At 73.9% G+C, this 25,849-nt stretch carries 20 protein-coding genes; 10 read left to right on the top strand and 10 right to left on the bottom strand.

Going from position 1 to position 25,849, the window contains the following annotated elements; all coding sequences use genetic code 11:
* The first annotated feature begins 47 nt into the window (after positions 1 to 47).
* Positions 48 to 2,894 (top strand): transcriptional regulator, encoded by a 2,847-nt coding sequence (locus CFP66_RS40510; protein WP_143517544.1) that lies wholly within the window; start codon positions 48 to 50, stop codon positions 2,892 to 2,894.
* Between the two features lie 26 nt (positions 2,895 to 2,920).
* Here CFP66_RS40510 and CFP66_RS40505 read toward each other — a convergent pair whose 3' ends face one another.
* Positions 2,921 to 3,370, bottom strand: coding sequence for a helix-turn-helix domain-containing protein (locus CFP66_RS40505; protein WP_094930672.1), 450 nt, complete (start codon positions 3,368 to 3,370; stop codon positions 2,921 to 2,923).
* A gap of 810 nt (positions 3,371 to 4,180) precedes the next feature.
* On the opposite strand from CFP66_RS40505, the gene CFP66_RS40500 reads away from it, so the two are divergent.
* From CFP66_RS40500 to CFP66_RS40475, 7 genes are all read left to right on the top strand, one after another.
* Positions 4,181 to 5,416, top strand: a complete 1,236-nt coding sequence (locus CFP66_RS40500) for an AAA family ATPase (RefSeq protein WP_094930671.1) — start codon at positions 4,181 to 4,183, stop codon at positions 5,414 to 5,416.
* A 38-nt stretch (positions 5,417 to 5,454) separates the two neighbouring features.
* Positions 5,455 to 7,287: a VWA domain-containing protein gene (locus CFP66_RS40495; RefSeq protein WP_094930670.1), complete on the top strand. Its 1,833-nt coding sequence runs from the start codon at positions 5,455 to 5,457 to the stop codon at positions 7,285 to 7,287.
* A gap of 91 nt (positions 7,288 to 7,378) precedes the next feature.
* Positions 7,379 to 8,206 (top strand): hypothetical protein, encoded by an 828-nt coding sequence (locus CFP66_RS40490; protein ID WP_094930669.1) that lies wholly within the window; start codon positions 7,379 to 7,381, stop codon positions 8,204 to 8,206.
* The gene (locus CFP66_RS48790) at positions 8,203 to 8,574 is read left to right on the top strand and encodes a DUF6283 family protein (RefSeq protein WP_198962007.1); all 372 of its coding nucleotides are present in this window, start codon (positions 8,203 to 8,205) and stop codon (positions 8,572 to 8,574) included. The genes CFP66_RS40490 and CFP66_RS48790 overlap by 4 nt, the downstream gene beginning before the upstream one ends.
* Positions 8,575 to 8,665: 91 nt before the next feature.
* On the top strand, positions 8,666 to 8,851 hold the full coding sequence (locus CFP66_RS47575; protein WP_143517543.1) for a hypothetical protein: 186 nt from the start codon (positions 8,666 to 8,668) through the stop codon (positions 8,849 to 8,851).
* Positions 8,852 to 8,869: 18 nt separating this feature from the next.
* Complete coding sequence (locus tag CFP66_RS40480; protein WP_094930668.1) at positions 8,870 to 9,163, top strand: hypothetical protein; 294 nt, start codon at positions 8,870 to 8,872, stop codon at positions 9,161 to 9,163.
* An 85-nt stretch (positions 9,164 to 9,248) separates the two neighbouring features.
* Positions 9,249 to 9,782, top strand: coding sequence for a hypothetical protein (locus CFP66_RS40475; protein WP_094930667.1), 534 nt, complete (start codon positions 9,249 to 9,251; stop codon positions 9,780 to 9,782).
* Between the two features lie 386 nt (positions 9,783 to 10,168).
* On the opposite strand, the gene CFP66_RS40470 is transcribed toward CFP66_RS40475, so the two are convergent.
* From CFP66_RS40470 to CFP66_RS48785, 9 genes are all read right to left on the bottom strand, one after another.
* Complete coding sequence (locus tag CFP66_RS40470) at positions 10,169 to 11,119, bottom strand: hypothetical protein (protein WP_094930666.1); 951 nt, start codon at positions 11,117 to 11,119, stop codon at positions 10,169 to 10,171.
* Between the two features lie 177 nt (positions 11,120 to 11,296).
* A complete protein-coding gene (locus CFP66_RS40465; protein ID WP_094930665.1) occupies positions 11,297 to 12,268 on the bottom strand; it encodes a C40 family peptidase in 972 nt (323 codons plus the stop codon).
* Positions 12,265 to 13,377 (bottom strand): replication-relaxation family protein, encoded by a 1,113-nt coding sequence (locus CFP66_RS40460; RefSeq protein WP_094930664.1) that lies wholly within the window; start codon positions 13,375 to 13,377, stop codon positions 12,265 to 12,267. Before CFP66_RS40460 ends, CFP66_RS40465 begins: the two co-directional genes overlap by 4 nt.
* A gap of 39 nt (positions 13,378 to 13,416) precedes the next feature.
* On the bottom strand, positions 13,417 to 15,951 hold the full coding sequence (locus tag CFP66_RS40455) for a type IV secretory system conjugative DNA transfer family protein (protein WP_369805271.1): 2,535 nt from the start codon (positions 15,949 to 15,951) through the stop codon (positions 13,417 to 13,419).
* A gap of 190 nt (positions 15,952 to 16,141) precedes the next feature.
* A complete protein-coding gene (locus CFP66_RS40450) occupies positions 16,142 to 18,070 on the bottom strand; it encodes a VirB4 family type IV secretion system protein (protein ID WP_094930663.1) in 1,929 nt (642 codons plus the stop codon).
* On the bottom strand, positions 18,067 to 19,461 hold the full coding sequence (locus tag CFP66_RS40445) for a PrgI family mobile element protein (RefSeq protein ID WP_094930662.1): 1,395 nt from the start codon (positions 19,459 to 19,461) through the stop codon (positions 18,067 to 18,069). The genes CFP66_RS40450 and CFP66_RS40445 overlap by 4 nt, the downstream gene beginning before the upstream one ends.
* Positions 19,458 to 21,725, bottom strand: a complete 2,268-nt coding sequence (locus tag CFP66_RS40440) for an ABC transporter permease (RefSeq protein WP_094930661.1) — start codon at positions 21,723 to 21,725, stop codon at positions 19,458 to 19,460. Before CFP66_RS40440 ends, CFP66_RS40445 begins: the two co-directional genes overlap by 4 nt.
* A gap of 111 nt (positions 21,726 to 21,836) precedes the next feature.
* Positions 21,837 to 22,235: a pilin gene (locus CFP66_RS40435; RefSeq protein WP_094930660.1), complete on the bottom strand. Its 399-nt coding sequence runs from the start codon at positions 22,233 to 22,235 to the stop codon at positions 21,837 to 21,839.
* Complete coding sequence (locus tag CFP66_RS48785) at positions 22,226 to 23,299, bottom strand: hypothetical protein (RefSeq protein WP_198962006.1); 1,074 nt, start codon at positions 23,297 to 23,299, stop codon at positions 22,226 to 22,228. Before CFP66_RS48785 ends, CFP66_RS40435 begins: the two co-directional genes overlap by 10 nt.
* A 516-nt stretch (positions 23,300 to 23,815) precedes the next feature.
* Between CFP66_RS48785 and CFP66_RS49595 the strand changes: the two genes are divergently transcribed.
* Both CFP66_RS49595 and CFP66_RS40420 read left to right on the top strand, forming a co-directional pair.
* On the top strand, positions 23,816 to 24,742 hold the full coding sequence (locus CFP66_RS49595; protein ID WP_233160116.1) for a hypothetical protein: 927 nt from the start codon (positions 23,816 to 23,818) through the stop codon (positions 24,740 to 24,742).
* 50 nt (positions 24,743 to 24,792) lie between these two features.
* Entirely contained in the window at positions 24,793 to 25,824 is a 1,032-nt protein-coding gene (locus CFP66_RS40420; RefSeq protein ID WP_094930659.1) for a TRM11 family methyltransferase, read from the top strand.
* Positions 25,825 to 25,849: the final 25 nt, after the last annotated feature.

The raw sequence follows: 25,849 nt of genomic DNA, 5'->3' as shown, positions 1-25,849 counted from the left end.
GCCGCCCCAGGATGCGGCGAGGCGTACGGTGGCGCGCCGGTCGCGTGATGCGCGGATCGTCGGCCGCCCTGCTACTCGCCGCGCTGGTCGTCGGGGTTCCGTGGGCACTTGCCCGCTACGTCGGCTGGCCGTTGCCCGAGCGGCTGCCCACCGTCACCGAGCTGGAACTGCACTTGTTCGGCCCGCTGAGCAGCGGTCTGCTCCTGGACGTCCTCGCGTGCGCCTGCTGGGTGGCGTGGGTGGCGTTCACCCTGGACGTGATCCGCTGCACCGTCGCGTTGCTGGTGCGGGGCGCCGGGTACGTCGGGGTCTCGGTCCGCTGGCGACTGTCGCCCACCCACGCCCTGGCCGCTGTGCTCGTCGGCACCGTCGCTTTGTCGATACTCGGCAACAGGCTTCCCTCACGCGATGCCCGCTCCTCCGCCGTCGCGTGGCCCGTCGCGTTGACGGCCGGACCCGCCGAGCCGGGTCCCGGGTCGCTCGTGCCGGTCGCGTTCGCGGTGCCGCAACGGCTCGTCACCGAGCCCTCCGACATCGACGCGGGGGCGGAATCGGCGCGCTCGGTGGTCGTCCGCGTCCCGGATCCCGTCACCGGCGTCCACGACTCCCTGTGGCGGATCGCCGACCGCACGCTGGGCGACGGTGCCCGGTGGCCGGAGATCTTCGAGATCAACCGCGACAAACCCCAGCCCGGCGGTGGCACCTTCACTCGTCCCAGCCTGATCTTCCCGGGTGAGGAGCTCGTCCTGCCGTCCGGAGAGGCCGGCGGGCTTCCCGAAGAGCGGCCTCCGGCAGGTCCGGATGTTCCATCCACGACACCGGCTCCGTCCCAGGAACCGATGCGACCGCGGCCGACCGAGCCGTCGATCCCGGAGACGGGGAGCCCTGTGCGCCCGCCAGCGGCCGAGTCGGCGGGCGGAGACGAGCACGCCGATCCCCGCGGCGGCGCTCCGGTGCTGGTCTGGGATCCCGTGGCGTTCGCGGGACTCGGGTTGGCCGCAGCGGTCAGCGCGGCGCTGATGGCGGTCCGGCGCCGACACCGCCGCACCTACCGTCCGGGCAGCGGACGGCGCGACGACCTCCCAGCCGCACCGGTCGTCTACCAGCTCCGGCTGGCCCACCTCCGCGCTGACCAAACGGATCCTGACGAACCGGGCCCGGAAGATGACCCCGGACCCGACGACGACCAGGAACCCGGACGCGACGAGAACGACCAGCTCGCGGGCCCCGGCACCCGGTCCGGTCCGGCCACGCCCACGGCCGGGGGAGCGACGCCGGGCGAGGACGCCCAGCGGATCGCCCTGGCAGCAGCGGGGGCCCGCGGCCTCGGCCTGACCGGCCCAGGTGCCCCCGACGCGCTCCGCGCGCTGCTACTGACCCTGCTCGCCGATGTGGTGGGTGAGCGTGCGGACGTCGAAGGCAGCCCGACCGTCCGTCTCCTCGTTCCGCGCGAGGACATCATCGGCGTCCTGGGCATGACCGTGGACCTTCCCGCCGCGGTCGAGGTTCACGACACCCTCGACAGCGCGCTCGATGTCCTGGAGTCGGAGTCCATCGCCCGCTCCGCACATCCGCCGACGGACCTCGCCGCGCCGGTCCTCGTTCTGGTCGCGCGCATCGGCGGGGACAACGCCCGGCTGCAGGCCGTCCTCGACAACGGCTCCGAGTTCGGCATCACTGCGCTGCTGCTGGGCCAGTGGCGGTCCGGCGCCACGATGCACGTCCGGCGCGACGGCACCGTCACCGCAACCGGCCCGGGCCCATGTGCCGCGCTGCGCGGCAGCCGCATTCTCACCCTCGACCGCGATGCCGCAGGCCGCATCCTCGAGCTGCTGCATGACGCCGCATCCGACACCGCCGCGCAGAACGGGACCTCGGCCGACCCGAGCACCATCGGCGCGGACGTGCCGGACTCTGTGGAGATCGGTCCGCGCCCCACCGACGAGCAGGACGAACCGCCATCGTCCCTCGCGCATCCGTCGCCCTCGGATCTCGCCCCCATCGCCGGATCGACGACGCAGCCGGTCCGTCCGCTCCGGCTCGTGGTCCTCGGCCCACCCCGGCTGCTGTGGCACCCCCGCCGCGACCCGGACAATTCGGGCTCAGCCGGGAACGGCGCACACGAGATCGAGGCGGAGGTCGAGATCACCGGTCGCCTGCAGCCCCGGGCACGGGAGCTGCTCGTCCACCTGGCGCTGCACCCCGACGGTGCCGGCCGAGAGTCCGTCGTCGCCGCACTGTGGCCCGACAGCCCGCCCGGCCGCACCACCAACGCTCTCAATACCGCGCTGACCCGGCTGCGCCAGACCTTGACCGAGGTCACCGGCGGAGAGGTCGGCGACGTCGTCCGCAACAGCGACGGACGCTTCTCCCTCGACCCCGATCTGGTCGACGTCGACTACTGGCGCTTCGATGCCGCGGTGACCGCCCGCCGTGCCGCCGGCACCGACGAGGAGCGCATCGACGCCGACCAGCTTGTCGTCGAGGCCTACGGCGGCGAACTCGCCGAGGGAACGCCCTACGCATGGATCGAGATCGCCCGTGAGGCGGTGCGGCGCGACGCCATCGACTCCGCCGCGGCGCTCGCGCGGGCGTTCGTCCCGCGCGATCCGCAGCGAACGCTCGACCTCCTCGAGATCGCAAGGGCCTTCGACCCCGTCAACGAGATGATCTACCGCGATATCATGCGGTTGCAGAGCAGACTCGGCCGGCTGGATGCGATCTCCCGAACCCTCGCGCTGCTGACCGCCCGACTCGGCGAGATCGGCGACCAGCCCGACGCCGACACGATCAACCTTGCTCGGCGCCTTCAGCTGCGGGGCGCCGCCGACGAGCACGGCTTCCGGGGCACCGACGGCGACGTGCCCCCGGGCGGTACGGCTCGTGCCGGTTGAAGCCTGGCCCCTCGGCCAGCCGGCAATCAATGACTCGCGGGGAGGTCACACTCCTCGTGGGCGCAGGCGTCCTGCTCGCCGTTGTGGAGGCGATGAAACTCCTGCGCGTTCGCCACCACGTGAGCGTTGTCGCTCGACCAGCCCACCACCTGACGAACCCGTCCGAGGAAGTCCAACGCCTCGGGGCGCAGCTCGTACCTCACGTGTCGGGGAAAGGCGTCCGGCAGTTCCTGTCGGGTTACGAGTCCCTCGGCCACCATCTTGCGAAGTGTTCTGGTCAAAATGCTGTCGTGCAGGCCGGTCGCCTTTCCGGGCCAGTTCGCGTTGATCGAGTAGGAGTCGACCGTCGTGAGGATCTCCGATCTGCGCATGGGTCCGCCGGCCAGTGCCACCATCACCGGTATCGTCCACTTGTCGCCGAAGATGTGCTTGACGTCCTGCACGTCCCGCAGGAAAAATCTGTCGTCGCGTGTCATCGCTCCTCCGTTTGTTCGGCCCCCGCCGTCCCTCTCGTGGGTCCTTCAGTACCGGCCCGGACAGGCGTCGACCCGTGCGGGCCGAAGGATCACCGTTCAGGGCGGGGGTGCGTCGCCGTGGGCGAACGGGCAAGGTTCACTCGAACAGAGCAGTGTGGGTCAGCTGGTGTGTTGAGGTGGCGAACCGCGGAGTCTACGAAGATCGACACGGGCGATCGTGGCCGCAAGTAGGGGTGCACCTCGGGGATCAGCTCAGGGATCAGGTCGTGGTGCAGACCAGGACGGATCCTGCCTCGGGCGGACACGGCGCCGGTCACGACGTCCACGGACGGATCACCTGGTGTCCCAGACTTGCCTTCCCTCGGGAGTAACTTCACGTCGGGCCGGCCGTCAACTTTCGTCCGCGCCATCCAATCTTTCCCAGGCTTTTACTTCTTCTTTCTCCATTTCCGTCTCAAATTTCTACCTCATGCTCTCCTTCGGCCATCTCCCTTATTTTTCAATCGCCACCTTTCGTCGTTCGTTCGGGTCGCCGCAGGTGATTTTTGGCGAATAGGGCCGCTCGGTTGCCGGCGACCGGGGCCGCGTCGGCCGCTTATCGCGTTGGGCTTTCAATCAACTAGGGGTCGTCAAGAGGCCCTGAAATGGTGTCGGAAAGGGGTTGAGGAGTGGTTGTGGCAGAGCTATATTTAGGTCGTCGCAGAGGCAACCCCCGGCCCGGGGAATGTGTCAACCGTCGTAGGGTCGACGAGTTTCGACCCGATCGCCTCGGTTTCTGCGCCTCACCGGAAACGCGAAAGGACTCGTGCCGTGCCCACACCCGCCGAAGCCCCCGCCCCGACCACCACTCCGACCACCACTCCGACCGGGCGCCCCGGCCGCCTGCCCAATGGCGAGCTGCGCCGTCAAGTGGCGGTCCACCTCGACGAGGCGCCCACCGACACGTTCACCGCGGGGGAGATCGCCCGGGCGTTGAGCCGGTCGTCCGGTGCCGTCGCCAACGCGCTGGCCGTGCTCGCCTTGCACGGCGAGGCCGAGCTCGTCTCCGAGCGGCCCGCCCGCTACCGCGCCACCCCGGGCACCGGGCGTCTCGCCTCCGTGCCGCCCGCCCCGGCCCGCCCCGCCCCGGCCTGCCCGTCGACCCCGGCCCCGGCGCCGACCCCGGAACCGTCCTGCCCGCCCGCCCTCCCGCCCGCGGGGCCCGCCGCAACCAGCCCCGGGGCGGTCACGACGTCCGGCGACGGGCCCGTGACGGGGCCGGTAGCACGTCCGAACGGGCAGCTCTACCACCCGCGGACGGTGGCGGGGGTGCCGGACGTGACGGCGCTGCGGAAGTTGCGCGCGGCCGGGGTGCCCGCCCTGCTCTACGGCCCGCCCGGGACGGGGAAGACCTCGGTGGTCGAGGCGGCCTTCGGTGACCTGATCACGGTGCCGGGTGACGGCGACACCACGGTCGCGGACCTCGTGGGCGAGTACACCCAGACCCCGGATGGCCGTTACGTGTTCGTGCACGGCCCGCTGATCCGAGCCATGCGCGAGGGCCGCCCGCTGTTCGTCGACGACGCCACCCTGATCCCGCCCAACGTCCTCGCCACCCTCTACCCCGCGATGGACGGACGCCGTCAGGTGATCGTGAAGGCCAACGGGGCCGAGGTCGTCGACGCCGCCGAGGGGTTCTACGTGGTGGCCGGACACAACCCGGGGGTCCACGGCGCGGTCCTCACCGACGCCCTGTCGTCACGGTTCTCCGCGCAGATCCAGGTGTCGTCGGACTACGACCTCGCCGTGCAGCTGAAGATCGACCGGCGGGCGGTGCGGGCGGCCCGGAACCTCGCGACCCGGCAGCGGCGCGGCGAGGTCGGGTGGGCCCCGCAACTGCGGGAGCTGATCGCGTTCGACCGCATCGCGAAGGTCCTCGGGGTCGAGGCGGCCGCCGGGAACCTCGTCGGGGTCGCCCCGGAGGAGGACCGGGAGATCGTCGCCACCGTGGTCCGCGACGCGTTCGGTGCCGAGTACGCGCCCCTCGCCCTCGGCAACCGCATCTGATCACCCCGCCAACCCGCCCGCCCCCGGAGGAGCCCATCATGAGCACCCACCTGATCACCGAGCCGACCACCGACCCGACCACCGACCCGACCACCCCGGCCGTGACCGTGACCGACCCGGCCTGGCTCGCTCTGTCGGCGGCGATGACCGACGAGGTTCCGGTCATCGCTGATCGTGACGACCTGCTGGTCACCATCGCCCCCGGTGCCGGGCGTGGTGCCCCTGCGTGCTTCCTGCCGACCCTGGCCCGGATCGAGGTCAACGGCTATCACCTCGGCGGGGTCGACCCCGCCACCGTCACCCCGCACCGGCTCGGGGATCGGGCCCGCTACGGGCCCGCGTGGGGCCTCCTGGTGCACGAGTGCGCGCACGCCGCGCACTCGGTCTGGGAGCCACCCCCGGGCGCGCCACCGGGCGCGGTCGCGGCGGCCGAGGAGCTCGAGGAGTCCCGTATCGAGGCCGTGCAGGTCGCACGGCGCCCGGACGACCGGCGCTGGTTGCGCGCCTCGGCCACCCACCTGATCCTCGACGAGTCCGGTCTGACCGACCCCACCCGCACGCTCGGCGTGAGTCGCGCGGACGCCGGACGGGCCGCCGCGCTCCTGCTCGCCCGGGTCGATGCCGGGATCCTCAACGCGTGCGAGGTCGAGCCGGTCGCCCGGGTCGTCACCGACGTCCTCGGCGAGGACACCGTGACCGCGCTGCGGGAGATCTGGACGGCCGCGCACGCCACCCCGGACGACGATGCCGAGGCGATGGTCGACCTCGGGCGCCGGTGGTGCGACGCCCTCGGCGTCGACCCCGACGCCGGGATCGACACGGCCCACCGGACGCCGGACGGTGCCCCCGGCACCGGGGACGGCCCCGGTGACGGTTCGGGCCCGGCCGCCGGGCCGTCGCCGATGAGCGGCGCGATCTCCGACGCGCTGCGCCGGATCGATGCGTCCGTCGCGCACGAGCCGGTCCCCGGTGCCGCCGACGGTGCCCCCGCAGCCGCCCCTGCCACCGGCCCGGCCGGTGACCCGGCCGCCGGGGCCGCCGCAGCCCGGGTGTTCGGCCCCGCCACCGACGACGGGACGGGAGCGGTGGCGACCACCGGCGCCCCCGGCGGTGGTGCCCGGGACGTCATCGCGGGCACCCGCGCGCCCACCGCCGACGAGCGGCGCGCCGCGCGGCAGGTCGGCCGCGCGCTGGACACCGCTGGGGTCCGGGACCGGGTCGCGACCCGCACCACCTCGGCGCTGCCGCCCGGGCGGCTGCGGATGCGCGGGGCGCTGGCCGCCGACGCGCAGCGCGCGGCCGGGGCGATGCCGACGGCGGAACCGTTCACCCGCACCACCCGCCGCGCGGTGCCGACCCCACCGCTGCGCCTCGGGATCGCGTGCGACGTGTCGAGCTCGATGCGCGAGTTCGCGCGCCCGGTCACCTCGGCGGCGTGGATCCTCGCGCACGCTGCCGCCCACACCCGGGTCCCGGCGACCACGGCCACCGTCGCCTTCGGCGAGGCGGTGCATGCGATCACCCGCCCCGGCGCGGTGCCGGATCGGGTGACCCGGTTCCGCGCCCCGGACGGGTACGAGGTCATCGACGAGGCCATCGCCGCCCTCGATGGCGCCCTGGGACTGTCCGCCTCGGGCGCGGCGCGGCTGCTGGTCGTGGTGTCCGACGGCATCTTCTGCCCGACCCCCCGCGCGGCCGCGCAGGGCCGGGTCGACCGGCTCCGCGCGGCCGGGTGCGGGGTGCTGTGGCTCGCCCCGCGTGGCCCGGTCGAGCCGCTGAACGGCGCCACCGTCGTCCCGCTGACCGACCCGGCCACCACCGCGCGGGAGATCGCCCGCGCGGCCACCGCAGCCCTCCGCGCGACCCGCTGACCGTCCCGGGCGCCGGGCCGCCCGGGCCGCCCGGGCCGCCCGGGCGGCCCGGCACACCGACCTCCGACCACCGACCTGAACGGAGCCGACCATGATCGCCGCCGCCGCAGCAGCAGCGCTCGCCCTCGACGCCCATCCCGAACCAGCCGACCCGGCCGCCACCGGAGGCGGTGCCGCACACGTGCGGCGCCTCCGGGCCCGGATGGCCCGGGACGTGGCGGTCATGCTGGGCGTGCCCGCCGCCCGCGTGATCGTCACCGACGACCTCGTCCGCTATTACGGCGGGCACGCCTGGCACCTGATCACCGTGCACGACCCGGACGACCCCGCCCCGGTCTACCGGCTCGTCCCCGAGGTCGGGCTGGGCGGGCTCTACCTCCTCCTCGACGAGTGCCCAGACTGCACAGCGCCCGGGGTGCCCATGACGACGGTGGCCGGGCTGGCGGACCTCGGTCGCTATCTGGCCGCGACCCAACCCGTCCCGCGCGGCGCCCTTGACCCCGACGACGAGGAGAACGGCCGCCCCGACCTGCCCGAGGAGTTCTTCGGCGACCCCGGACACCATGGGCACTGCGCCATCGGCCGAGTCCTGGCGGCGCCCGGCCGGGCCGCCGGGGGCGGGTCCGGCGGTCCCGCCGCTCGGCCGGACGCGCAGGACTTCCGTGCGGTCGCCGCGTACCTGGCGGCGTCACCCTCACTGGAGGCCTACACGGCCGACCGGCTCGCCCACGAACTGCACCTGCCCCTGCACGTCGTGGCCGAGGCACTGGAGACCCTCGGGGCCGGGGGCGAGGCCGAGTTGGTCGCGACCCGCCCCGCGCGGCAATGGCGGGCGACCACGTGGACACCCCAGGTCGCCAGCGGTCGTCCGCCACGGGCCGGAAGCTGCGGTGCCGACGCGGACGGCGCGGGGACGTGACGTACGGCGAGGCGGGGCCGCTGCCGCGGGTGCGGCGTCCGTGCTCGGAGTGCCCGTGGCGACGTGACCAGCCGACCGGACGCTTCACGGCGGACCGGTTCGAGTCGTTGCGCGACACCGTGGAGGGGTCCGGCGGGTCGGCGCCGATCGGTGCCCCGCTGTTCGCCTGCCACCGCACCCCACCCGAGGCGCCGAGCGCGTGTGCAGGGTGGTTGGCCGTGGAGGGCGCCGGGCACGTCGGGGTGCGGCTGGCGGTGGTCGGCGACCGGCTGGACCCGGCCGCGCTGACTCGGGCGCCGGGTTGGCCCGACCTGTATGAGTCCTTCGACGAGATGTTCCGCGCCAACGGCGACGACCTGCACCCGTAGCCCATGCGGAGCGACCGCCGAGCGGTTCCCTTCTTCCCTGAAGCACCGGGTCGACCCAGGTCCGGGCGTATGCCCGCTACGGTGACTCGTTGTGAGCGGGGACACCACGGACGCCGTCGACGCTTCCTCCGGGCGAGGTAGCAAGCGTAGCCACGAGGAGCGCGTGCGGGACGGCTACTACATCTACGGCCTGGTCGATCCACGGGCACTTCGCGAGACCGGCGACGACCCGCTGCTGAGCATCTTCTACGTCGGGAAAGGGAAGGGCTCGCGGTAGGCGTTCCACGAGAAGGACGTGCACGCGGCCCTGGTCCGCGAGCAGGAGGAGCTCGAGCGGCGCGAGCGTCGCTCGAGCAAGGCCGAGCGGATCCGCAAGATCCTCGACCGCGGCCAGCAGGTCTCCGCGATTCGGCTTTCGGCCGGCTACGTGGACGGAGACGACGCCTACGAGGCCGAAGCCTTCGCGATCGACGCGGTTGACGCGGCCCTCGCCGCCGCCGGGCGGCCGCCGTTGACCAACGCCACCCCGGGGCGGTACGCGGGATTCGTCTGGCTGCGCGAGCATTTCAATCTTCACCGAGACGACTGAGCAGGATCTCCCGCAGGGTGGGACGGATCAGACCGTCGAGTCCGAGACGCACCGAGAGTCGCCGGCGTCCCACACCGAGATCCTGGTGAAGGGCACCGAGACTGAACTCGTCGAGCCCGGCCAGCGGATGATCAGGAACTCGTCGCTCCCAGCGGCCCTCGCCGGCCACGAGGACCAGATCGTGGCGATCGAACTGCTCGACGAGGACCCTGACTCGACCGTACGGCGAGGCTGGGACCCGCTCAACCCGTGGACCGACGCCGAGGCGCGTGCCCGGGCCAGGAGGTGCTGGCCGATCGCCGCCGCGCGAGTGGCGGGCTGGTTGCGCGATCCGGACACGGTGCCCCGGCGGCTGTTGCTAGGGATCCCGGAGCCGGGCGGGCGCACCGTCGTGCGGTACGCCTGGGAGGTCGACGCCGCCGCGACGTGGGAGTACTACCCGCACAGCGGGCGATGGGGCATCCCGCTCGGCGCCCGGGTCCGCGACCACCCCCGGCTGGGTGCGGCACTCTATGAGACGCGCGACGGCCGACGGGTGCAGGTGCTCCTGAACCATGTGCACGGATTCCGCGTCATCGAGGCATGGCGCGACGAAATGCGGGACGCCCGACTGCGGTAGTTGATCGACGACGCCTCCAAGGGCGCGGGTCGGCCGGTGCGCGCGGAGAAGCTGGGGATCGACACGTTCTCCAGATCGCCGCAGCGGGGCACGTCGACGACGTGGGCGTGACCCTTGGTGCGGGCGTGGCTGCCAGCTCCTGATTCCCGGCGATGGACTACGCCACGGGGGCCGTGGCGACTGCTGGGCACGCTGCTGCTTCGCGTGGGGAGGCGGGCCAAGCGTTGCGGAGGACGCTGCGCGCGTGGAGCCACGCGAGCCCGGCGCGGCGTGTGCGACCGGTCCGGTCAGGGACGGTAGGCCGTGGGTGGCGGCGCGGAACGTCGTGGACGCGCGGCGAGGCGGGCGAGCACCCCGGTGCCCGCCCGCCTCAGGTTGTCGCACCCCTACGCGTCGTGGTCCCCGGACGATCCGGCGTCGCCGCTCGTCGACCCGGTCGGAGCGAGCGCGTAGCGCTTGGGCCGGTCCTTGGTCCGGATCGCGTAGCCGGAGGCGACCAGCCGCTCGAGCGCGTTGCCGACCGCCCCTGTGCTGCGGGCGAGGTCGTGGCCGATCTTCGTCGGGCCGAACTCCTCGTCGGGGTGATCCCGGAGGTAGTCCTCGACCATGCCGTGCAGGGCGCCGGGTGCGAGGCGGGGACCCCGGCCGTTGGTGACGGGGGAGTCCCCGTCAGTGCTGTCGCCGTCATCGACTGCACCGTCGGCGGAGGTGCTCGCCGAAGCGGCCGGGTCGCGAACAGGCTCCGGCGTCATGACGGCGGGGTCGGGCGTCGAGCCGGTCGTGGTAGCGGGGTGCGCTTCGACGTCGCCCGCGTCAGGCGGCCTCGCCGAGTGCTCCGTGGTGCCCGCGTCGGCGGGCTCGTGGTCCGCGCCATCGTCCGCCACGTTCTCCAGATGGTCGCGGTCCTGGACGGCGTCCGCTTCCTCGTCGGGGTCGCCTTCGGCGGCCGTGGGGCCGTCGGTGGCGGGGGCGGCGCTCAGCAGTGCGGCCTGGGGCGCCGCGTGCGGGTCGCTGGGGACCGTTGCCGCGCGGTCCGTGCTATGTACCGGGGTGCTGTCGTCCGGGGTCGGGATCGCGAAGCGGGAGGCCGACCGCTTCCCGTCTATCGGGACCCGGGCGGCGGTGCCGTCGGCGACCCAGCGGGCCAGGATCTTGGCAGCGGTCGACCGCCCGATCCCGGCGTCCGTAGACAGTTCCTCCGCGGTGCCGCCGGGGCGGGCGTGCAGCGCGGCCCAGAGGTGATCGGCTGCGGTGGCGGCGCGGTCGGTCGCGGGCCGCCTCTCGCCGTCGGGTTCGGCGGTGTTGAGGTTGTCGGGCGTGGTGAAGTCGATGGACATGACGAGCTCCGTGTCGTTGGTGGTGCGAAGCGGTGGTCATGCCCCGGCCGGAGCGTGTGCGGCCCCCGGTGCGCTGCCGGTGGTGCGGGCTACGGACCTATGGACGCTTCCTTCGTCGGGGATGTCAAGCGGAGCGCGCACACCTCGTAGAGCAGCGGAAACAGCTTCGGGCACCGCTCATGAGACTCCGGCGGGTCGGCTGGCGCCCGCGTAGTCGTCGCCGTTCCAGCGGTACGGCTCGACTTGGACGGGTTCGCCGAAGCGGGGTGCGTTGATCATCTGCCCGCCGCCGAGGTAGAGCGCGACGTGGTGGATGCGGGCCGTGGCGGTGGTGCCGGGGGTGCCGTAGAAGACGAGGTCGCCCGGGAGCAGCGGGGCGCCCTCGGGGACGGCCGGGCCGGCGAGGTACTGGGTCTGGGCGGTTCGGGGGAGGTTTATGCCGGCGGCGGCGTAGGCGGCGGTGGTGAGCCCGGAGCAGTCGAACCCGGCCTCGCCGCTGTCGGGGCCGTCGCCGCCCCACAGGTAGGGCAGACCGCGCTGGCCGCAGGCGTAGTTGATCGCAGCGAGGGTGGCCGGGCCGGTGGCCGCGATGGCGTTGCAGTCCCCGGTCCCGGTGGGCTGCGTCGCGGCGTAGGCGCGGGCCTGGTCGAGGACCTTGCCGACGTACCAGCCGGCGCGGTTGTAGGTGAAGAGGGCGGCGTTGAGGTCGCCGGTGCTTGCGCCGTTGTCGCAGAGGTAGTGAGCGGCGGCGTGCACGGCGTCGTGCGGGTCGTAGCGCGAGGGTGGCTGGGCGCCGCCGGGTGGGAGCGGGTGGCGGGCGACGACCTCGGCGAAGGTGGGCGCGAGGAACTGCATGGGCCCGGCCGCACCGGAGGCGTTCTCGCCGTCGCGGACCCCGGGCAGTGGGGAGCGGCCGTGGTCGGTCTCGACCTTGCCGACCGCGGCGAGGACCGACCAGTCGAGCCCGGGGCAGGTCGGGGCGGACTTACGGTAGAGCGCGAGGTAGTCGGTGGGGATGTCGGTCAGCGCGTTCGGGCTGGGGCTGCTCGCGCCGAACACGGAGGTGACGGCGCTCTGCACGGCGGCGAGGACGAGGATCGGGAGCAGGACGACGATCGCGAGGAGGGCGGCCCCGATCCGCGCGCTCACGGCCCCGGGGTGGTTGTGCCGCGTGGCGAGGCGGCGGGTGGCATGGGCAACGGGGCGGGGAGCCGATGTGGCCCGGTCCCGCTGTCGGTCATGCCGGTGGGGCCTGTCTGTACGGGGGCCGCGCCGTTGGGGTGGGGGCCGTCGAGGTGGGGCCAGACGTCGGGGAAGCGGTGCAGGGGCAGGCGGGCACCCTCCCGGCGGGTGCTCGTGGCGTGCAGGGGCAGCCAGACGGGGTCGGCCGGGCTGGGGTGCGGTGCGTGGGGGTCGAGCAGCCCGGCGGCGGCGGTCGCGACGGGGACAGTGGCGGGCCGGTCGAGGTCGCGCCAGGCGCGGTGCAGGGCGGTGCGGGCCCCGGCCTCGCGGCGGGGGGTGGGCAGCCAGACGAGCAGTGGTGTCGTGATTCCGGTGGCGGCTGCGAGTGCGGCGTAGCCGGCGAGCTTCGCCGCGACGCGGCTCAGGGCCTCGGTGCCGAGGTCGAACTCGAGGAAGAACTCGACGCGGCGACCGCGGGTGGTCCAGCGGCCGTAGCCGTCGGGGCGGACGAGGTCGCCGAACAGGCGGGCGCACCGGGTCTCCGACCACCACGTCTCCAGCGCTGTCGGTTTGGTTTCGGTGATGTGCTGGGCGGTGGAGTGGCGGGCGGCGGAGACGAGGGAGGCGAACCACTCGGCGACGCCGACGGTGTGGGCGAGTTGCAGGCTGTGTGCGATGCCGAGTGTGCGGTCGTGGCGGTAGCCCAGGTCGCGCGGTTCGAGGCCGTGCGCGGCGGCCAGGACCGCGGCTCCGGCGGGGGCGAGGACGTAGTGCATGGGGGCGCTGCCGACGGTAGCGAAGGGCTGGAACCGGTCGACGACGGACCACTGGTGGAGTTCGCGCAGCCGCTGGCGGCCGGACCGAAACGAGGGGAAGGCCATGTCGGTGATCTGGGTGGCGGTCAAGACACGGTGCTCGGCCAGCATCGCGACGATCCAGTGGTCGCGCGGGGTGAGCCGCCACGCGAGCGTGGCCTGGTGCTCAGCGCTGTTGCGGACGCGCCCGCCGGGCCGCGCGGTCGGGTGGCTCGGGAGGACACCACGCAGGGTTCGCTGCTGGATCGGGTTGCTGATCATCGTGCGGACTTCCGTTCCGTAGGTGGTGGTGATGTCGGGTCAGCCACGGCGACGCGGGTCGACCGCGTCCGTCGTGGGCCGGTCCGACGGGGCGTCGGTGGTCGCCGTCGCGCGGCCGTTCGCGGCCCGGTCGCGGGCGGCACGGACGCGCGCCCCGTCGGCGTGGCGGGCTGCGGCCCGGATCTCGCGGGACCGGCCGGGCACCGGTGGCGGGAGCGGTCGGGTGCGCATCGTGAACGCGGGGGCCTGCTCGCCGTGCAGGACGAGGCGGGCGGCGGCGTGGTAGGCGCCGAGGTGGGTCAGGTCGTGGTCGGTCAGGTGCGGGGCGGTGTGGCGGGCGAGGTCGCGGGCGTCCTCGGGGCCGGCGTTGAAGTAGATCTTGGAGCGGGCGTTGGTCGAGAGGCCCTCGCGCAGTTCCCGGGGGAGCTGTCCGAGGTGCTGGTGGGCCAGGGTCATCGCGACCCGGAACCCGCGGGCCTCGGCGAGCATGTCCTCGATGGGGTAGGGCAGATTGAGGAAGTTGTGGCACTCGTCGATGACGAGCGAGGCGTCGGCGCGGTCGCGCTGGGGGGTGCGGGCGCGGGCGGTGGTGGCCTGCCAGGCCGCGGCGACGGCGAGCGACCCGACGAGGCGGGTGGTCTCCTCGCCGAGCGAGCCCTTGGGGATCCGGACGAGGCAGATGCCGCCGTCGAGAACGGTGGTCATGTCGATGGTGGAGGGGCCGGCCGCGACGGCGGCGCGGACGAAGGGGCGTAGCAGGAACGCGCGCAGCTTGTTGAGCAGCGGCGCGACGACCTGGGCGCGGGAGGCGTCGGAGAGTTGTGCGTACCAGTCCCAGAACCCGGCCAGGACGGGGTCGGTGACCGCGGCGGTGAGCCGGTCGCGGCGGGCGGGGTCGGCGAGCAGGCCGGGGAGCTGGGCGAGGGTGGGGGTGTCGGGCTGGAGTGCGAGAGTGAGGCAGGCGGCGCGCATGACGTCGTCGGTGCGGGGCCCCCAGAACGCGGCGTAGACCCGCCGGAACACCGACACCAGGTTGTCCACCGCCAGGTCACTCGACGGTGTTCCGGGGCCGGTTCGGGTGATGTCGAGGGGATTGAGGCAGGGCGGGCGGGAGCGGGCATCGGCGTCGAGGAGCACGACGCGGTCGGCGCTGCGCCGGGGTAGCCGGGACAGGACGTCGGTGACGAGGTCGCCCTTGGGGTCGACGAGCAGGATCCCGCGACCGGCGTCGGCGTCGGCGAGGATCATGTTGCCGAGCAGGGTCGACTTGCCCGAGCCGGTGGCGCCGATGACGTGCAGGTGCTGCCGGGCGTCAGGCACGAGCAGCGCGACCGGGCGTTCGTGCCCGGTGTCGGTGATCCCGAGGGGTTTGGCGTCTGGGCCCGCGGGGGCGATGCCTGGGGGAGGGGCGACGGCGCGGGCTCCGGCGCGGAGCAGGCCGGGGACGTGGTCGTCGGTGGGCAGGTGCGCGAGGGCGGCGAGCTCGCGTACCGACAGAACGTCGCCGTCACGCCCCCACAGCCGCGGCCGGTGGGTGAGGCGGCGCGAGGCGAGGGTCTCAGCGGGGTGCCGCAGCCGGCGGCGGCCGTAGCGGTTGTGTTCGGTGTAGGAGGCGAACGAGGCGGCCAGCGCGTGGGCGCGACCGCGTACGAGGTCTCGCGCCGTCGCGGCTGGATCGTCTGCGGCGTTCTTCCCGGTCGGGGCGAGGGGCAGGTCGATCGCGGCGGCGTAGCGGACGACGGTCTCGTACTGGGCGCCGCGCTGCTTCTCGACCACCGCCCGGGCCTGGGCGGACAAGTCGAGCGCGGTCTGCCGGTCCTGGCCCGGCCCGCTGCGCGCTCCCCTCGCCGGGAGAGCGCCGGTGCGGCGGGCTGGACGCAGTGGGTGCGGGGTTACCAGGTCGAGAAGCTCGGACAGCACCCCGGCCAGGAGACCGGCCGGTGATCCGTTCGTGCCGTGCAGGTGTCGGGCGCTTCGCCGGGCCAGTGAGGCGCGGCGGCCGGTGACCGGGCGGGCGATCACCTGGACGCAGGCGGTCTCGTGGTGCCCGAGACCGACGGCCGCGCCGAGCAGGGCGCGGACCGGGTCGGCGTCGAACCGGGTCCGCAGCGGCAGGGCCTCCGGGCGGGCGAGGCGCAGCTCGCCGCCGGTGACCACCCGCCGGCGCCCGGGCTCGACGGCCGGCAGGGGCGCGGCGGCGGGCTCGGTGCGGGTGTGCGATCCGGGCCAGGCCGCCTCGACGGCCCGCTCGACCAGCCCGGGTGGGACGGCGCCGGGCACCCACAGCCGGATCGTCGCCCCGGTGTTGGTGAACACGTACTCGTAGACCAAATGCGGCTGGCCGGCGAGGAGGCGACGCCAGGTCGGGCGGAGCAGGCCGACCAGGTTCGCCCATAGAGCCTCGCCGCCGGCCGGGTCAACCGTGGGTGGGGCGAGCACGGTGACCTGCCGGGCGTCGGCGAGGAGCCGGTCGTCGCGGCGGCGCGTGAATCGCCGCCACCCGAGCGTGGTCACCATTCCAATGACGGCGAGGGCGGTCAGGGTGACCGTCCAGTGCGTGACGAGCACGGACACGACCGGCCCAAGCCTGTCGGCGAACCATCGCCCGAGCGCGTCACTCGGATCACGCAGGAGGTCGCCGAGCGGGCCGCCGATGGGTGTCGTTCGCGAGGTGATGGCAAGAACGGGCGTGGGCACGGCATGGCCTCCGGGCCGAGTGGAGTGATGGGGGTTGGTTGGTCCAGCTGGATCGGCTCGGCCGGGGTCAGGACGGGTCGAGGACGACATAGGCGGAGTCGCGTCTGCGGCGTCGCCGATCCGGAGAGTGGGACTTGTCGAGGTCGATCCAGCCGTCTCCGTCGCGGCCCGGCGCGTTGCCTTCCTCGTCGCCGGAGTCGATGTCCTGCTCGGCGAGCTGGGCCGGACTGGACGTGGAGAGCGTGTCCTCCAGTTCGGAGGCGACTCCCTGGAACGCGACTCGGGTGGTGCCGGTGGACAGCAGGCCCTGTCCGCGGTCTGCGGAGAGCAGGAACTGGCGTTCTCCGGCGGAGAGGTCGAACACGCGGGTGACCTCGTCGATGGCCTGGGTGGACTGGCGGAGCAGCACCTGGGTAGCGGCGTTGGCGACGACGGCGCGGCCGAGGTCGGTGCCCAGGACGTCGGCGGTGTCCTGGGTGGCGACGGTCAGCCCGGCCCAGTGCTTGCGCGACGCCTTGGCCATCCGGAACAGAAACTCGGCCCCGGCGCGGTCCTGCATCAGGAGCCACGCCTCGTCGACGACGACCAGCCGGGGCCGGCGCAGGGCGGGGTTGGTGACGTGGCGCCAGATCGCGTCGAGGGTGAGCAGGGTGCCGGTGGCCTTGAGCTCGTCGGGCAGCTCGCGCAGGCTGAACACGACGAGGTGGCCCTCGGGGCGGGTGGTGGTCGGGCCGTCGAAGAGCCGGTTGAAGCTGCCGTCGACGAAGGGGTGCAGCCGGTCGGCGAGCTCCCTCGCGGCGGCTGGTCCGTCGGGGTCGGCGAGGGTGTCGCGTAGGTCGCGCAGCAGCGGAGCGGGCCGGGTCCACGTGCCGGGGTCGTCAGCGGTGATGCCGGCGGCGGTGTAGCTGGCGGTGATCGCGCGATCGAGCGCCGCTCTCGCACCCGGGTCGGGCCGCTCGCCGAGCAGGACCGCGACCGTCGTGTGCAGGAACAGGCTGCGCCGGGCGAGCGCGTCGCGCGGGGCGAGGCGGGCACCGTCGGGGCCGGTGTGGATCGGCAGGTCGAAGGGGTTGAGCCGGATCGCCGGCGCGCCGAGATCGATCCGGGTGCCGCCGACGGCGTCACACAGGCGGGTGTACTCGTCCTCCGGGTCGATGACGACGGTCTCGACGCCGCGGTGCAGCGACCGCAGCAGTTCCAGCTTGACCAGGTAGGACTTGCCCGCGCCAGAACGGCCCAACACGACGGCGTTGTGGTTGTGCATGTGCCCGGCGAAGCGGTCGACGTGCACGAGGCCCTGGGAGCCGAGGTTGTAGCCGTAGAGCACCCCGTCCGGGACGGCGGCGCTCGCGGGGTCGGGCGCAGGCAGGTCAGGGCTGGTGAACGGGAACGCTGCGGACAGGGCGGAGGTGTCGAAGGTGCGGCGCATCGCCACCGGGTCGAGCCCCATCGGGAGGGTGGTGACCCAGCCCTGCAGTGCGCGGTAGGTGGTGTGGCGGGCGTCGAGCAGCAGGCTCGCGCAGAGTGCGCGGACCGCGGCGACCTCGTCGGCCAGCTCTGCGGTGCTGCTGGCGTGGACGGTGAGGTAGAGCCCGACCCGGAACAGGCGGCCCTCGCCGCGGGCGACACGGCTCGACAGGTCGTAGGCGTCCTCGGTGGCTGCTTCGACGTGCGGGTCGTGCAGCCGGCCGTGTTCGGCGGTGGAGCGCCGTCCGCTCTCGAGCTTCGCGAGTTGGGAGCGCAGCCGGCTCGCGGCGGTGGCCGGGTCGACGGGTTCGATGTGCACGGCGACGTCGATCCGGCCGGGGTGGGTGAGCAGCGGGTCGAGCCACCCCGGGTGCACTTCGCGGGGGAACCCGACGACCGCCAACGAGGCGACGTGTTCGCTGTCGCCGATCTCCAGGTGCCGGGAGCCGACGGTGAGGGTGTCGGGAACGAACGCGGACGCCGCCGTGCCCGCCGTGCGCGGTCTGCGCCGATCCCGGCCGCGACTCATCGCCGACCTCCGCGAGCGCGAGGCGTGTGACGTCGACGGCTCCGGTCCCAGTCGAGTGCCCCGGGTTCGGGCGCCGTCCGCCACGCTCGTCCGTCCCGGGCCTCTGGTGGACCGACGGCTCGCCCGTCCCACCCGAGGTCGTCCTCGTCGTCGCCCCGGTCCTCGTACTCCCAGCCATCGCCGTCGCCAGGCGCGGGCGGCTCGTCGTCCCAGGCGTCGTAGTCCTGGTCCGCGTCGTGTCCTGGCGCGTCGTAGTCGTCGTCCGGGTCGTCGCCCTCCCAGTAGGTCGGACCGTGCGCGGCGTGGACGACCTCGTCGGCTCCGGCACGTCGCGGGGTCGGCGGGAGGAGCGGGTCCGGGTTGCACGTGGCGGCGAGCACGGCGGTGGTGCGGGCGGCGTCGAGCGGGGTGACGGTGATACCGGCCGGGGCGAGCAGCTCCATCGCCTCGCCCAGCCGCCGGACGAGGCGGGCCTCGGCGGCCCGGCGCGCGCCACCACTCCCTGGCCGGTGCGGGCGCGCGGGGCGGCGGGTGCCCGTCAGCGACGCCAGGCCGGCGCGTGCCGCGGCCAGCGGCGAGGGCCCGCCGAGCCCGTCCACCGGTTCGGCGGGGCCGAGCGGTTCGCGGAGCACCAGCAGCACCTGGCGGCGCAGGAGCACGGCGTGCCCACCGAGCCGGGTGAGGTAGTCGGCGTGCTCCAGCGCCGCGGCACGCAGCGCCGGGTGCGGCAGCTCGCCGGCTCGGGCGCGCAGGTCGGCGACCTGCCCGGTCAGGTCGAGCGGTTGCGCCCGGACGAGGACCTGCACCGGCGCGGACAGGCTGTGCAGGTAGCGACCGAAGGTGGCGACGAGGGCCTGCTGCTCAGCGGGGGTGCGCAGCGCGAAGTTGACCGTGGACGCGACCGCGACCGTGGCCAGCCCGTCGGTGCCGAGGTCGACCACCCCGACGTCGGTCCCGCTGTTCCCGGCGTCGACCGAGCGCGCGGGTAGCCGGAGAACCCCGCGCCGTCCGCGGGCGGCGGGCTCCTCGGCGGGACGACCGCGGGCATCGAGCCAGGCCGGCGCCCTTCCGCCATGACTGCCGCCGGGTCCGTCGCCGGCGGGGTGGGCGGTGCGGGTTCGGGGGGCGAGGCGGTGGCGGATCGCGGCGACGAACAGGCGATCCATCGACACGCCGTCACGGCGCCCGAGCGCCAGGATCACCGCGGCTACCGCAATCGGCACCGCGAGGGCGAGGAACACCGCGGTCGGCACGGCGAACCGGGCCGCGTCCCAGGCCAGGTAGAGGCCGAGACCGGTCAGGCCGAGGATCGTGACCTGACGGGCGGTGAACGAGCCGATGACACGGTCGGCCATGTCGACGTCGGCGGGGATCCGGACGGGCGAGGTCATGTCGTTCCTCCGGTGGGGTCTGCGGGTCGGGACCGGCGCGGCCTGCGGGGCGCGCGGGGTGTGCGGCGCGCGGGCGGGGTGGCGGAGGCGGGCGGCGAGCCGGGCTCGTCGCGAGCCGGTGCGGCGGCTGCCGGCCGGGCGGCGGGTGTGGCGCCGGTCCCCGCGGCGCGACGGCGCGCGGGTGGGCGCGGCGCCGGTGCGGGTGGCGGCGGGGTTGCTGGTGGCCGGGTCGGTGTGGGGAGGCCGATCGGAAGGCGTAGTTGCTGACCGCCTGATCGCGGGGCGGCCGGTGGCGCCGGAGCCGGTGCTGGTCGTACCACCGGGGTCGGGGCCACTGCCGTTGCCGGACGGCGGGGGACACGGCGTAGGTCGTCGAGCGGGAGGGGGTACTGGCCGGATTGGTCGGGACGGTTGTCCCGGTAGGGGTCGAAGGGCAGCTCGAGCTGTCGCGGTCGCGGGCCTGTCGTCGTCGGGCGCGGTGGCGCCGGTGGTGTCGGTGTCGGGGTGCGGCGGACCCGGTGCACGCCGTCGAGGGGAAGTGGGTACTGGCCGTCGCGTCGAGCCCGGTTGCCCTGGTAGGGGTCGAGTGGCAGTTCGAGCTGAACGCCCGATCGTCGCCGCCGTGGCGCGGGTGCTGGCGTCGCCGAGCTCTGCTTCGGCGTTCCCGGTGGGGTGGACTTGGTGCGGGCTCGCCGGGGTGCGTCGATGGGCAGCCGGTACTGGCCGTCGTGGCCGAGCACGGGCCGGTTCTCGGGCCAGTCCTCGCCGAGCGGCAGCGCGAGCTGCCGACCCCGCCCGCGCGGGCTCGCGTCCTGCGCGGGCGGGGTGTCGCCGCCCGATCGGCGGGCGGGGCGGACTCGGCGCAGCCCGGTCAGCGGGAGCATGTACTGGCCGTCGGAGTCGGCGCGCACTCCTCCGTAGGCGTCGCCGGAAGCGTCACCGGTACCGCCCCCGCCTGTCCGGCCGCCGCGTCCCCGCCCGCCTCGGCTGGCCGCCGCGCGTCCGCCGCCCTTGCTGCCGCGGCCCGACAGCAGGCCGAAGGTTTTGTAGGCGATGAACCCGCGCACCAGCGACCCGATCAGTGATCGTTGCCCGCCACCGCCGCGGATCGAGCCGAGCACCCAGAATGGGATCTTGTACAGCACGTACATCAGGGCGCAGGCGACGAGCAGGTTGACCAGCCCGCCGCCGGTCGGGCCGAACAGGGTGAACCCGCCAGGGGTCAGGAACACCCGCATCGCGGTGATCAGGGTGAGGCTCTGCACGACCTGGATTGCCAGGCATCCGCCCAGCGCCCTCCACCACCAGTAGGCGATGTGCTCGGTCTGGGGCAGGGCGTGGAACATCAGCGCGATCGGCGCACCGGCGACGAGGATGACGGTCAGCGCAACACGGATGACAAAGCCGACGAGCAGCGCGAGCAGCATCCCGACGAGGAACACCCCGACGAAGAGGATGAAGATGCCCTCGTCGAGCGATTCGAGGGTGATCTCGCGCAGCGCCTGACCCGCGTCGGCCGGGTCGAGGCCGTCGAACATGACCGCTCGGGACAGGCCGTTTGCGACCTCGACCGCGCGGGTGGCCGCCCACAGGCTCAGCGCTCCGGCGAGGAAGCCGACCACGATGCGCGGGGCGATCTCCTTGGCGGTGTAGCGGGTCTGCAGGCTCTCGAACGACATGATCACGATCGCGGCGACCAGGACGAGCAGGCTGTAGCAGGCGAGCAGGATCTGCCAGGAGTTGCTCCACAACTCGGCGAGGCCGGGCAGCGTGTCCAGCTCGGGGGTGGTGAGCAGCGTGTTCGACAGCAGGTCCAGCAGCGGGTTGAGCGCCGCGGTCACCAGACCGCGGAAGAAGTCGTTGATCGCGTTGCTGACGCACCCGCCCAGGTCTGTGAACCCGCACGGCTCCCGCGCAGGCTCGACGCCCGGAGCGGAACCGCCCACCGCACCCGGATCGACGCCGGGTGCGGGTACGTCGGGAAGACACCCGAAGCCCTCGCACGGCTCTGAGTCACCGGGGGGCGGCGCGTCCGGCAGGGTCAGCGGGAACCCGTCGCCAGGGGCGTCGGGCGTGGCCGGGGCACACACCGGGATCGGCAGGCCGTCCTCGCAGCCGTCCGGAACGGGGACGGGTGCCGGTTCTGGAGTGGGGGTGGTGTCCGGCGGCTGCGCGGGAACCGTGGCAGCCACGAGGACCGGCTGAGCGATCTCGGTGGCGCCCGGCGCGAGTCCCGGGAACAGGAGCCCGGCGACGAGTAGCACCGGTATCCACCGGGCGAGGCGTCCGGGCGCGTGGTCCGTCCTCGTGGCGTGAGCCGCGCGGAGTCTCCGCGTCGGGGCGCCCGGGGTCGGCTGTGGGGTCGCGGGCACCGGTCAGGCCCCGACGATGCCCTGCAGCACGGTGACGACCAGCGGTGCGAGGACCGCCAGGGCGTAACCGACGCAGGCGCTGCGGAAGGCGACCTTGGCCTTCTCGATCTCCCCGGGATCGCCGCCGCCCAGGATGTAGCGGACCCCGCCGATGGTCAGGAACACCGTGGCCAGCAACGCCAGGATCCCGACGACCCAGCCGCGGACGTTCTCCAGCACCTGCTCGACCGACTCGGCCTGAGACAGCACCACAACCCCGGCGTCGGCCACTTCCAGACTGGCCGCGTTCGCGGCGGCGGCCGTCGTGAGCAGGCTCCCGGCGACGAGGGCGCCGACCAACAGCGCGCGGCGCACGCGGTGCCCCCGGTCGCGAGGAGGGCCGGTGTGTCGGTTCACGCGCATCGCGGTCCCTCCGTGCTCTGTCGCGGGGTGCGGCCCGATGTCTCGACCGGCCGGGAGCTCGTGCGGCCCGCAGACTCGGCGGCCGGTGGTCGCGGACGTTGGCTGCGGGAGCCGTCGCCGGATTTCGGGCTGTGGGGCACCCGGCTGTGGACGGGGTGGTCCCGTCCGCGCACCTGAACTCCGCCGTGTGGTGCGTCCGGGGACATCCGGCGGCGCACGCGGCGCCGGTGCGTTCCGGACGCCACCTCGACGGTCACCCTGTGTGTCCGACGGGAGTCGTCGGCGGTCATTGCGTCGAGGTCGAGCTGGTCGTCGTCGGGCTCGGACTGGTGCTCGCGGACGAAGGCGACGAGCCGGTGCTCGGCGCGCTGGCGAGCCTTCTTCGCCGCCTCGTAGCCGGTGCCGCGCCGGGCCGCGGCCTCGGCCAGCGACACCTCCTCCAGTCGGGTGCTGCCGATCAGCTCGGCCTCGACCGGCGTGATGGCCCCCGCGGTGACCGCGCGGGCCATCACCAGATCCGGGTGCCCGGCCGGTGCGGGCGGCGCGGCGGAATGGAACGCCCGCGCGGACGGCGTCGGCGCGTCGAGGGACTCCCGCAGGCAGGTGTGCCCGGCGCGGTAGGCCGCCCACCGCAGCCGCAGCATGATCCGTGGCCTGGCGAGGTCGATCACCGGTAGCTCGGCCAGGAACCCGGCCAGGACCGCGGCATGGATGTCGCGCGGGTCGCCGGCGAAGCGGGCGGTGAGCTTCGCGGCGATACCGGTGAGCGCGGGTAACGCGACCCCGACGCACCCGACCGTCGACGCCCCGGCCTCCGCCCGAGACCGTCGGACCAGGTGCGCCCACACCGCGTCGCGCACCGGCTGCGGGCAGCGGCGGCGCAACAGCCGCTGCCGCACCTCGTCGAGCGGCACCGTCCGGTCGGGCAGCCCGGCGAATTCACGCCCGTCCACCGACAGCGGCTCGGGCCCGGTGACCAGCCACCCGAACGCCGAGCGCGCGGCGTCGAGCGGCATGTCGGTCGGGCCGAAAGCGGCCCTCGGGATCCTGTTCCTGTCCTGCATCCGTCGGCTCCTCGCCTCGCTCGATGAATCAGCGAGGAAAGGACGCCACAGCCGGTGGTACCGAACCGCTCCCGTTCACTTACCGGAGAGGTACGAAACGCTTACCGCCAACCACTCGGAGGCTCTTGTTCGTACGGGTTCGGCGGCTCGAAGCGCGGCCTGGTCCGGCGACGCCTGAATCTCGATCACGTCCTTGACCAGGCAGAATCTGATGCGGTACCCGATCGGTACCTCATCGGTATGTGGCCGGTACCCGGTTGGTACCGGTCGTTCGACCGCACGGCGGGACGAGTGCGCCACCGCCATATTCCTGAACCCCGTCAGCCGTCCTGCGCACGTCGGGGTGCTCATCGGTCGGGTGCCGCGACGCAGACGGCGAGTGGACGGGTGACGCGAGCGTTCCGAGTACCGGCAGGCGAATGTCGGGATGTCCCCGGCGGGCCTCGACGACGGAGTTCAGGGGTGTCCTCGGCTGCGCCTGGAGCGCGGCCCGGCCCTGACCCCAGGAGCGCCCCTGTGCAGTCCGACGATCCCGCGGCCCGCGACGAACAGAACCCCGCTGCCCCCGCCCCTGCCATCCTGAGCCAGGCGCGCCGAGTCCGAGCGGTCGTCGACTTCCGGCCCTACCCGACCGCGCCGACCCGCACGCGGCGCAGCCCGGCGAACTCCGGGCGCCGCGAAACCCGGCGCGGCAACCAGCCGACCCCGTCCACCATCTGGTTCACGCCGACCCGGCACGAGACCGCCCCGGACGCCGCCAGCGTGAACGGACCTGTGCGCCTGTCGAGGCCAGGCGGGCCGCCGGAGATCGAGCCGTCAGGCCCGGTCTGGCCGCTGTCCGTGCTGGCCCGCGCCGTCATCTCGTTCACCGAACCCGGCGCCACCGTCCTGCTCCTGCCCTGGCCCGCCGCCACCCGAGGTGGGCACGGAGAAACGGTCCCGGAAACCACCGTCGCCGCGGTTACCGAACTCGGCCGCCGCCCGCGCATCGGAGACCACCCCGCAGACGCCGATTGGAACGACGCCGATCACTTCGGGCCCGACGTCGCCCGCCGGGTCGATCTGCTGATCACCGTCATGCCCGCACGGCACGACGCGACCGAGCACACCGACACCGTCGCCCGGCTCGCGGCCCGAGCACTTCGGCTCGGCGGCGTCCTCGCCGTACTCACCCACTGTGATCGCAGCGACGGGGTCCTCGTCGACCCGACCGGCCCGATGGTGACCGCCGGGCAGAACGCCGACCTGCTCTACCTCCAGCACGTCGTCGCCGTGCACCTCCCACCCGCCCACCTCCGCCCGCGCCCCGCCCACCGGGCCGACGGCGCCGCGGACGGCCGGACGCCCGCGGCGCACAGGCGCGTACACAGCGACGTCCTGATCTTCGCCCAGCCCCACGACGCCGGCGCCCACCCCGCCACGGCCCACTCACCACGGCCGTGACTTCCACGTCCGACCGCCACCCCACGCCCGCCGACCCGGAAGGTACCGCGATGCCCGACACCGCCCACCCCGAACCGCTCCCGGTCGAGTCCGTCCCCGACATCGAGGACCTGCCGCTGTCGGTGTGGACCACCGCGCAGCAGCCTCCCGCCAGCCAGCGACGGGACCGCTACACCCCGGCCTCGACCGCGCATCCGGCGAAGATGCTGCCCGCCGTCGCCGCCCACGCCATCGCCCACTACACCCGCCCCGGGGACCTCGTCCTGGACCCGATGTGCGGGATCGGCACCACCCTCATCGAGGCCATCCATCTCGGACGCCGCGCCGTCGGCGTCGAGTACGAGCCGCACTGGGTCGACGCCGCCCGCGCCAACCTCGACCTCGCCCGCGACCACGCAGTCAGCCACGGGGTCGACTCGGCCGTCCTCGACGGCTCCCAGGTGTTCCACGGCGACGCCCGCCAGCTGACCACGCTGCTCCCACCGGACCTCGTCGGGCAGGCCGCGCTCGTGGTGACCTCCCCGCCCTACGGGCCCTCCACCCACGGGCAGGTGTCGGTCATCCCCGGCGGCGGCGTCCAGAAGTACCACCACCTCTACGGCAACCTGCTCGACCGCGGGAACCTCGCGAACATCGGTCACCACCGCCTCCTGGCCGGGTTCCAGCGGATCCTCGCCGCCCTCGCCGAGGTCCTGCGTCCGGGTGCCCACATCGCCATCACAGTCCGGCCGTGGCGCGAGCACGCCGAACTGATCGACCTGCCCTCCCAGATCCTCGCCTGCGGCGCCCGCGCCGGACTGGTGCCCGTCGAACGCTGCGTCGCGCTGCTCGGCCGTGTCGCCGACGACGGTCTCGTCGCCCGCGGTTCGTTCTTCCAGCGCGACTTCATCCGCAAGCAGCGGGCGGCCGGCCTGCCCCTGCACCTGATCGCCCACGAGGACGTCGTGGTGTTCCGGACGGCACAGTTCCCCGGCAGTTCAGAAGACCTGACGCATCCTCGGCCGGAACCCGAGTGGTCGTCGCCGCCATCTTCGAGGTCGAGCGCTCGGGTTGGCCAGCGATCCGGGGGCAGAGCGGCGTGATTCGTCGACGAGCTGCTGGCGGGCG

The sequence above is a fragment of the Pseudonocardia sp. MH-G8 genome (assembly GCF_002262885.1).
Taxonomy (GTDB): domain Bacteria; phylum Actinomycetota; class Actinomycetes; order Mycobacteriales; family Pseudonocardiaceae; genus Pseudonocardia.
Note: the sequence above shows the minus strand (reverse complement) of the source record. Positions and strands in the feature narration are given on the sequence as shown.

What these genes read in the sequence shown, in the direction of transcription:
- CFP66_RS40510 (WP_143517544.1), top strand. Translation starts at nt 48, where the DNA reads ATGCGCGGATCGTCGGCCGCCCTGCTACTCGCCGCGCTGGTCGTCGGG.
- CFP66_RS40505 (WP_094930672.1), bottom strand. Translation starts at nt 3,370, where the DNA reads ATGACACGCGACGACAGATTTTTCCTGCGGGACGTGCAGGACGTCAAG.
- CFP66_RS40495 (WP_094930670.1), top strand. Translation starts at nt 5,455, where the DNA reads ATGAGCACCCACCTGATCACCGAGCCGACCACCGACCCGACCACCGAC.
- CFP66_RS40490 (WP_094930669.1), top strand. Translation starts at nt 7,379, where the DNA reads ATGATCGCCGCCGCCGCAGCAGCAGCGCTCGCCCTCGACGCCCATCCC.
- CFP66_RS40470 (WP_094930666.1), bottom strand. Translation starts at nt 11,119, where the DNA reads ATGTCCATCGACTTCACCACGCCCGACAACCTCAACACCGCCGAACCC.
- CFP66_RS40460 (WP_094930664.1), bottom strand. Translation starts at nt 13,377, where the DNA reads ATGATCAGCAACCCGATCCAGCAGCGAACCCTGCGTGGTGTCCTCCCG.
- CFP66_RS40450 (WP_094930663.1), bottom strand. Translation starts at nt 18,070, where the DNA reads ATGAGTCGCGGCCGGGATCGGCGCAGACCGCGCACGGCGGGCACGGCG.
- CFP66_RS40445 (WP_094930662.1), bottom strand. Translation starts at nt 19,461, where the DNA reads ATGACCTCGCCCGTCCGGATCCCCGCCGACGTCGACATGGCCGACCGT.
- CFP66_RS40435 (WP_094930660.1), bottom strand. Translation starts at nt 22,235, where the DNA reads ATGCGCGTGAACCGACACACCGGCCCTCCTCGCGACCGGGGGCACCGC.
- CFP66_RS48785 (WP_198962006.1), bottom strand. Translation starts at nt 23,299, where the DNA reads ATGCAGGACAGGAACAGGATCCCGAGGGCCGCTTTCGGCCCGACCGAC.
- CFP66_RS40420 (WP_094930659.1), top strand. Translation starts at nt 24,793, where the DNA reads ATGCCCGACACCGCCCACCCCGAACCGCTCCCGGTCGAGTCCGTCCCC.